11 protein-coding genes are annotated in these 8,170 nt (G+C 38.3%); all 11 read right to left on the reverse strand.

Going from position 1 to position 8,170, the window contains the following annotated elements:
- Positions 1-37: 37 nt before the first annotated feature.
- The 11 genes from E0H81_RS05910 to E0H81_RS05960 all read right to left on the reverse strand — a co-directional run bounded on the left by E0H81_RS05910 (position 38) and on the right by E0H81_RS05960 (position 8,029).
- A complete protein-coding gene (locus E0H81_RS05910) occupies positions 38-499 on the reverse strand; it encodes a Csu type fimbrial protein (RefSeq protein ID WP_131317341.1) in 462 nt (153 codons plus the stop codon).
- A gap of 27 nt (positions 500-526) precedes the next feature.
- Complete coding sequence (locus E0H81_RS05915) at positions 527-994, reverse strand: spore coat protein U domain-containing protein (protein WP_131317343.1); 468 nt, start codon at positions 992-994, stop codon at positions 527-529.
- A 35-nt stretch (positions 995-1,029) separates the two neighbouring features.
- A complete protein-coding gene (locus E0H81_RS05920) occupies positions 1,030-1,551 on the reverse strand; it encodes a hypothetical protein (RefSeq protein ID WP_131317345.1) in 522 nt (173 codons plus the stop codon).
- A gap of 6 nt (positions 1,552-1,557) precedes the next feature.
- A complete protein-coding gene (locus E0H81_RS05925; protein WP_165492594.1) occupies positions 1,558-2,085 on the reverse strand; it encodes a hypothetical protein in 528 nt (175 codons plus the stop codon).
- Positions 2,072-2,539 (reverse strand): hypothetical protein, encoded by a 468-nt coding sequence (locus E0H81_RS05930; protein WP_131317349.1) that lies wholly within the window; start codon positions 2,537-2,539, stop codon positions 2,072-2,074. Before E0H81_RS05930 ends, E0H81_RS05925 begins: the two co-directional genes overlap by 14 nt.
- A 452-nt stretch (positions 2,540-2,991) precedes the next feature.
- Positions 2,992-3,741, reverse strand: a complete 750-nt coding sequence (locus E0H81_RS05935) for an adenosylcobinamide-GDP ribazoletransferase (protein ID WP_131317351.1) — start codon at positions 3,739-3,741, stop codon at positions 2,992-2,994.
- On the reverse strand, positions 3,738-4,367 hold the full coding sequence (locus tag E0H81_RS05940; RefSeq protein ID WP_131317353.1) for a histidine phosphatase family protein: 630 nt from the start codon (positions 4,365-4,367) through the stop codon (positions 3,738-3,740). The genes E0H81_RS05935 and E0H81_RS05940 overlap by 4 nt, the downstream gene beginning before the upstream one ends.
- A gap of 30 nt (positions 4,368-4,397) precedes the next feature.
- Positions 4,398-5,450: a nicotinate-nucleotide--dimethylbenzimidazole phosphoribosyltransferase gene (gene cobT / locus E0H81_RS05945; protein ID WP_131317355.1), complete on the reverse strand. Its 1,053-nt coding sequence runs from the start codon at positions 5,448-5,450 to the stop codon at positions 4,398-4,400.
- Complete coding sequence (gene cobU / locus E0H81_RS05950; protein ID WP_131317357.1) at positions 5,447-5,968, reverse strand: bifunctional adenosylcobinamide kinase/adenosylcobinamide-phosphate guanylyltransferase; 522 nt, start codon at positions 5,966-5,968, stop codon at positions 5,447-5,449. Before cobU ends, cobT begins: the two co-directional genes overlap by 4 nt.
- Positions 5,965-6,594 (reverse strand): 2'-5' RNA ligase family protein, encoded by a 630-nt coding sequence (locus E0H81_RS05955; RefSeq protein WP_131317359.1) that lies wholly within the window; start codon positions 6,592-6,594, stop codon positions 5,965-5,967. The genes cobU and E0H81_RS05955 overlap by 4 nt, the downstream gene beginning before the upstream one ends.
- Before the next feature lie 205 nt (positions 6,595-6,799).
- Positions 6,800-8,029 carry an MFS transporter gene (locus E0H81_RS05960; protein WP_131317361.1) on the reverse strand — a complete coding sequence of 410 codons (1,230 nt, stop codon included), beginning with the start codon at positions 8,027-8,029 and terminating at the stop codon, positions 6,800-6,802.
- Positions 8,030-8,170 lie beyond the last annotated feature (141 nt).

Below are 8,170 nucleotides of genomic sequence, written 5' to 3' on the forward strand. Positions count from 1 at the left end.
ATGGCTTACCTTTCATGCGATTTTAAAAATTTATGGTTTAGTAAAATACATTAATTAAATAAGTATCAGTGTATACACCAGCACGAGTCGTTGCCGTGATAGGCGTAGAAACATGAATGCTAACCTCATAGTCATCAACAGAATAACCGGGTCTAGCTAATGCTGTTCCTGCATGTAAGGTTACTAACGTATTATCGCGAACCGCACGAGTGCCTACACCTGTTTTTAACCACTCATTTTGAGCATTGGAAATATACGAATACCAACCTTCATACCATTTCGCATTATCAGTAGAAATACTATAGGGTGTATTACACGTTACTGTATAACCTGCAGTCGTATCTGAACCATCTTCTTTTAAAATAATTTCAGAAGCCACATTGGAAAAAGTACATTGTTTTGCAATTTCCACACTCATGGGAATAGATGATGTTGCTGTAGCAGCAAATGCATGACATCCCATCATAAGAGCGGTGATCGCTAAGAATATTTTTTTCATGATTTAATACTCAATGAAACTTTAAAACTAGTAATCCACACTAATATTTAAAGTATCGTTATACGTACCTGCTGGGGTAGTCGACACTACAGCAGCAATAAGTGCAGCATTCACGTTATAAGTATCTACAGTTAAACCAGGCTGAGACAATGCTGTACCTACATTTACAGGAACAGCTGTACCATTTAAATCTACGGTGATATTTGTATTTAATTTATGGCTTGAATTTGTTGTAGATTTAACAAAAGTGGTTGCATCTGAAGTATTGGTAGTGCTAGTGCTAATACTATACGGTGTATTACACGTCACTTTAAAAGCACCTGTACCACTAGTTGTATCATCAGGAATAGCAATATTGGTTGACACATCACTGATGGTACATTTTTCTGTAATAGTCAAACTGACTGGAATACTTGCAGATGTTGTAGCCGCGTGAGTTAAAGCACTCGATAAAGCAGCGATTGTAACTAAAGTAATTTTTGTTAATGTTTTCATGTTTTTTCTCGTTTGTTTTTAAGTTGAAGTAAAAATTAATAATTTACATTCACACGGAATGTATCTGTATAAATGCCTGCAGGTGTTGTTGCAGTTGTAGGATTAGTTAATTTAAATTTGAGAATCGCGCCAATGGGTGTTCCGACTGTCCCATGATTCGTAAACCAATCTCTAGTCGAAGATTCCAGATTTGTTTCGTTATTAAATATAGTACCGCCCACTGAATAATTCACACGAATGTTCATTGGCAACGCATTACCATTCGGACTTCTGAGTTGTAAAGTCCCCTGATCTAAAGAATCCGTTGTGATCCTAAAGGTAAAGTAAGGAATATTACATATCATCGTGAAACTACCAGTTGCTTCACTACCATCTTCTGGAACAACAACTGAAGAACTTACATTTGAAAGCGTACAACTTCTTGGTACTTCCAAATCCATAGGAATACTGGCTGTAGTATTCGCAGCTTGAGTCAAGCCACTCCCCAATAATGCTGCTAAAATTGCAGCATATTTTATGAATATCTTCATAAGATTGTTCACTTTAATTATTTTCATAAAATATTAATAATTAACATTCACACGGAACGTGTCTGTATAAATGCCTGCAGGTGTTGTAGCTATTGTTGGATTAACTAATTTTGCTTTAATAGTGGATTTAATATTGCTGTTTAACCAACCACTTATAAACTGAATCCATGGTCCTGAACTGGCATTGTCCAAAGAGCGTGAATAACTCGGACTTGTTAGAGTTGCCGTTATTGGAAGGGATACACCTTCACTATTTACCACTGATGGGTGCCCAGTATTATTAACTGAATCCAGGAAAGTACTTAAATCAAAGCCACCATCCATATTGCAGGAAAATGTAAAAGAACCTTGAGCTTCAGTACCATTTTCTGGAAGCACTATTCCTGAACTTACATCAGAAAATGAACAGCTTTTTGGCACTTCCAACCCCATAGGTATACTGGCTGTAGTATTTGCAGCTTGAGTCAAGCTACTCCCCAGTAACACTGCGGTAAATACAGCAGTTTTTATTAATATTTTCATTATTTTTCTCTCATTAAATGAGTGATTAAAAAGTTGCATCCAAATACAATACATCCTGATAAACCCCAGCAGGTGTAGTTGCATGAACTGGACTGGCTAAATTTATACTGATTGTTCCTAGCTCAGAACTCGATGGGTCCAGTACAGAAATCTGCTTAATCCTGTCTAACTCAAATGTATTCCCTTGAAAATTTACTTTGACGACCGTATTCAACTTAGTTCCATTTGCTGCTTTTACAGAAGTTGTCTGATCGCCATCCTCCAAAGACTTGGCACTGAATTTCAGATCAAACTGCTTATTGCAATTCAAACTAAAATTTCCTGTAGCAACGCCACCATTTTCAGAAACAATGATTTGTGGACTGACATTGGAAAATTGACAACTCACAGGAATAGTCGTCACAACATCCACTGAAGAAGTTTGATTTGCAGAATAAATATTTCCTGAAAATTGCAACAAAATAAGCATCAACAAAATGTTGGCAAATTTCATATTCAATCCCTTCATCCGTACCACGAATTTAATCAAAATGATTACTGACGATTAAAAGGGAAATAAAATGAGATTGATATCACTAGAACTAGGTATATTGATCACAAAAAATAACAAAAGAAACATGTTTAAAATTAAATATTTAAAAAATAAATTTTATGATTCAATTGGATAAATTAAATAAATGTATATTTATGTAACATTAAATTTAAAGCTATTTTCTACTAAAAATATTCCTTTGATGAGAGTTTTTTATAAATTTCTCAATATTATTTTTACACAAAAGATATTTTTTACTTAATTTGTTATGTGAATATTTTAAAAATATTCATATTATTCTTAATTTTATTTTTCTTAAATTAACTATTAAAAATCTTAATTCTGGAAGCTATTCATCCAAATTTTGTTTAAAAAATCTCATAAATAGAATCTCATTTAAGCAATAATCTAGGCTATGAAAAATTCAAATAAAATAAACTCATCACAAAACTCAAAAGACTTACAGCCTCACAAATTTCAATACTTGCCCCAACTGTATCGCCCGTAATGCCGCCAATTCGCTGTATAAATTTATGCCGCAAATAGATTAAGGTCGCTATAAATATCATTACAGTCAAAACACCTACCCATGCAAAATATGCAGCTGCAACCAGACACAAGGCAGATAAGATTACTGAACCCGTTTTAGGAATACATTCTGCAATTGAAGATCCCAAACCTTTTTCACGCACATATGGGGTCGTCAAAAATAAAAATAAGGGGGCTAAACGACCTAATATCGGAAATAAAAACAGGGCTGAATAGAGTTGTTTTTCTAATAGTACATATAGTGCTGACCATTTAATTAAGCACAGAATAATTAAACTCAAAACCCCAATTGGCCCGCAGCTCGGGTCTTTCATGATTTTTAAAGTGCGTTCTTTATCACCAAAACCACCGACCCAAGCATCGGCAGTATCTGCTAAACCATCCAGATGTAAACCACCCGTCAGCCAGATCCAGACCACTAAAATCAGACTGCTTAGCAAGATGACCGGCAATGCATGCAACAGCATGGCGATAGCAAATAAAATTGCACCAATCATCAAACCAATCAGTGGATAAAACAGTAAAGATTGACCATTTTGCTGTTTGCTCGGCATTTCTTTCAATTGAACAGGAAATATGGTTAAAAACTGCAAAGCGATAAAAAATGGTGTCATTGCGGCAATTCCTCGTACAAATGAATAGAAGAATCTTCATGAATTGCAAAGGAATTGAGTTGTCCCAATTCTGCTGTCATTTTTAAAATTTCATCCAGTGAATGATTCAAAGCCATACATTTTAAAAGCTTAATCACGCCACCATGGGTCACCACCAAAGCATGCTGCCATTCATTTTCCAGCATCTGTTGTTGCATCTGTTCAAGACTCTTGAAGATGCGTTGATAAAATTCCTGCATGTTTTCTGCATTGGGTGGGGTAAATTGAGTCGGTTGTTGCCAAAAATTCGCCAGTAATTCAGGCTCATTTTCATAAATAACTTGGGTCGATACACCTTCCCAATCGCCAAAATGCATTTCTTGCAAACCGGCATCGTAAAAGAGAGGTCGCTGCTTTTGCTCTGCGACTGATTCTGCGAATAAACGACAGCGTTTTAAGGGCGAGCTAAAAATCACATCCCATTGCACCTGTTTTTGCATAGAATTGGGCTTATTAGCATGCCAAGACTGATCTATGCTTTGCTGCATCTGCGACCAACCCAATTCGGTTAAATCGTCATCTGTAGAACCGCGCAAGGTATGACTTAAAGTCGTTTCACCATGACGAAGCAGATCAATCTTTAACATGTTCAATATCCTGTTGAATACTTTTTAGGATTAAACCTTTTCGCCAATCACGGCTGCTTCTGCAAAAGTGGCCATGTGGTTATGCAGGCTACATGCCAGCTTAATTACACCTAAAGCAGCCCCTGCACCACTGCCTTCACCTAAACGCAAGTTCAGTTTGAGTAATGGATTGGCATTCAGTTGTTCCAATAAACGGCGATGTCCATATTCTGCCGATTGATGTCCAAACAGCATCCACTCACGAACTGCAGGATTTAAACGCACCGCTGCAAGTGCTGAAACTGTGGTAATAAAGCCATCAACCACCATAGGCAAACCGAGCTGTGCACAGCGGACATAGGCACCCGTCATTGCTGCAATTTCCAGACCACCTACCGCGCAAAGGGCTTTAAAAGCATCTTGAGCGACATAATCTTGGTGTAAAGCAATGGCCTGGTTAATGACATTTTTTTTATGAATCAGTTGTGCTTCACGAATACCCGTACCTACACCAGTGAGCTGTTCTGCAGGCTCATCCAGTAAAAAACAGGCCACTGCTGAGGCAGAACAGGTATTGCCAATGCCCATTTCCCCTGCGACATAAATCGATGCACCATAGGCCACGGCATCTTCTACACTTTTACGCCCCAGATTCATCGCTTCAATACATTCAGCTTCAGTCATGGCAAGCTGTTTGGCAAAGTTAGCTGTTCCCGGAATAATACAATGACGTTCTACGCCAGCATATTCATAGGCCTCACCCACAGAACCGCAGTCAATCACTTGTAATTTGGCATTGTATTCTTTGGCAATTACACTGATACAAGCGCCACCCGTGGTGAAGTTTTGCAGCATTTGACGCGTCACAGCCTGTGGATAGGCAGAAATATTTTCTTCCATCACACCATGATCACCGGCAAAAATCGTGATCCAGGGCTGGTCTACATGGGGACGTGGATTTGCTTGCAAACTTGCCAGTTGCACCGCGGTATTTTCAAGTTCAGATAATGAGCCTGTTGGTTTAGTCAGTTGTAATTGACGTTCTTCCGCCTGTTTTTTTGCTTCTACACTTGGCGTTTTACACGCATCCAACCACCAGTTCATTCTTTCGCTCCTTTTAAAATCATGGGAAAACCCGCAACACAAAACACAACTTTATCGGCAATTTGCCCCAACTGTTGATGCAAACGCCCCGACTCATCGACAAACTTGCGGCTGATCTCGCCCATCGGGATCACGCCTAGGCCGGTTTCATTACTGACTAAAATAACGTCTGACTCTAATATCGGTAAAATATCCAGCAGGTGTTGGCATTGCTGCATCTGTAAGTCAGGATTTTCATGCATCAACAAATTGCTCATCCACAAGGTTAAGCAATCGACCAGAATCACTTGATTGGGTTGATCAAGCTCGATTAGACAATTGGCCAGATATAATGGCTCTTCAATCACAGTCCAGTGCTTTGGACGTTGCGCTTGATGATGATAAATCCGGTCTTGCATTTCGGCATCGAACGCTTGTGCGGTGGCAATATAAGTGACCGCCAAACCTGAATCTTTTGCAATTTGTTCCGCAAGGCGACTTTTACCAGAACGTGCGCCGCCTAAAATGAGTTGCATCATACGTCACCCAGTTGAAATTGATAAAATGGATAGAGCTGACCTTGCAATATTTTTGCGTCATATGTGCCAAAAGTCAGTTGGTCGACTGAAAACTCAAAGCTTTTTTGTTCGATGCTGTTGATACATTTAAAAATTAAATCACTATTGAACTCTTGATGATACAAACCTAAAGTAAGATGTGGACAATACTCGAGCGGTGCAATTTCATCGCAACTTTGTGCAAGTAAATGACGCAATTTTAAAAGAATGCCATTTTCATCAATAATTTCGACAAATAAGGCACTTTCAAAACTGTTGATACGGCCTGTTTTTAATTGAATTTTATTTCGAGCATTCTCTGTTAAATGTCGGATATGTTGACGCATCTTTGCAATGCAAAAATCATCATCCCAAACTGGGTTTTGTTCAGTGAGAAAACCACAAATAAATAAAGTGATGTGAAATTGGCGGGTATTGGGTGTGTATAAAAAATCTGAAAAAACCGAACGCAGCTGATGTAAATAATCCAATAATTCTGGATGCTCAATTTCGATATACCATAACGAAAAATGCTCGCGTCCGCGATGCCATTCAGGATAATCCCCTGCAAGTGTCGGAACAACGGGCGTAGAAGGCTTTAAGAACACACATCAAATCACTTTAAATTCAATCACCTTATTAAAGCATGAATGATATTAATTTTCTCGATGTGTTGATTTAGTAATATTCACCCAACCATGAATTATATTCAGCTTTTTTATATTTAAATCGTGTCACTAACCTTGTTGCGTTATCGATAAATCTTCAAAAACCAACCTGGAACTATAACTGCATAAATACTGCAAAATAGCCTCATACCGAAACTGAAGATGGCTGCATATTCTTTTGATAAAGCAGGAAATAAACGGCAAGCAACATAAACATGATCATTAACAAGTAAAATGGATAATCACTATGCCACTGATACAAACCGGTACTGACCAATGGCCCAAATACAAAACTCAAAGCCTGTGTCGCAGTACAAAAACTGGCAACTTTAACCTGTAAATGCTGTGGTGCAGATTGGGCAGCACCTGTAGTAAATGCAGGAGTTAGGCAAGCCACAGCCACACCATATAGAACATAAGCACTTTGAAAAATATGAACATGTGTGGTTTGAATGGAGATCAGCAAGCCCAGCATCATACAGATCAGTCCAATCCACAATAAGCGCTGCACGGACCATTGTAGAAATCTGGAAATCGCCATTTGCATAATCACTAAGGATATTCCGGCAATTAAAGAACATTGGGCAAAATAAGTTGCACTCTGCCGAGTCGAAATTTGAAATTGATCTTGTATATAAAAACCCGCGGTTAGATTTACAGTGACAATCGCAATATAGAGACTAAATCCTAATCCAAACCACCCCATACTGTTACGCAAAGAAAATGCTTGGTTGTGGGTAGATGTCGTGCTTTCAGCTGTTATAGTCTGTCCAGAAGTATCAGAAAATCCAGTTTCCTTGCGGTCAAATTTCAGCACAATATATAAGCTAATTAACGCAAAAATAATAAAGGCAACCCATAACGGCGTCAGCATGCCCCATGCCAATAAAAGTGTCGTTAAAAATGGGCCGAGTACCAAACCTGCACTATTTAATGCACCAAACTTGGACATGGTCTGGCTGCGCTCTTGTTCTTGGGTATATTTGGTCATGACATAGGTTTGTAAAGCAATTTGCGGCATCGCCATAAAGATGCCCATACTTGCCCGAGCCAACAATAACAAGGTAAACAGCAGCATCGTAGCAAGATGATATTCAAGCCCATAAGCCAAAACTGCAGTAAATAAACCCCAAGTGAGGGTCATACCGATAAAACCGACACTTAATAAGCTATAAATACTGTATTTATTTTGCTGTTTAGAAATATAGATTGCCCCTATTGCCATCAACAGTGCACCTGCCGATATCAAAGCTCCACCTTGCAGTTCTGTCATTTTCATTTGACGCACCAAAGGTGCAAGTATGGGCAAAATCATCGAGAAACAGCCACCATTTGCCAGACTTGCGGCAATCAAAATCTTATTGTTTTGATTCATTATTCAATTTAACCAGATTTTATTTTTATACATGCAACAATAGCAGCTTGATAAATTTTGTCTATTTTATATTCAATTCATATTTTTATTTTTCTAAATTTTTAATAATTTCAGCCATCAGCCATCAGCCATCAGCCATCA

It is taken from the genome of Acinetobacter terrestris (assembly GCF_004331155.1).
In the GTDB taxonomy this organism is placed as follows: domain Bacteria; phylum Pseudomonadota; class Gammaproteobacteria; order Pseudomonadales; family Moraxellaceae; genus Acinetobacter; species Acinetobacter terrestris.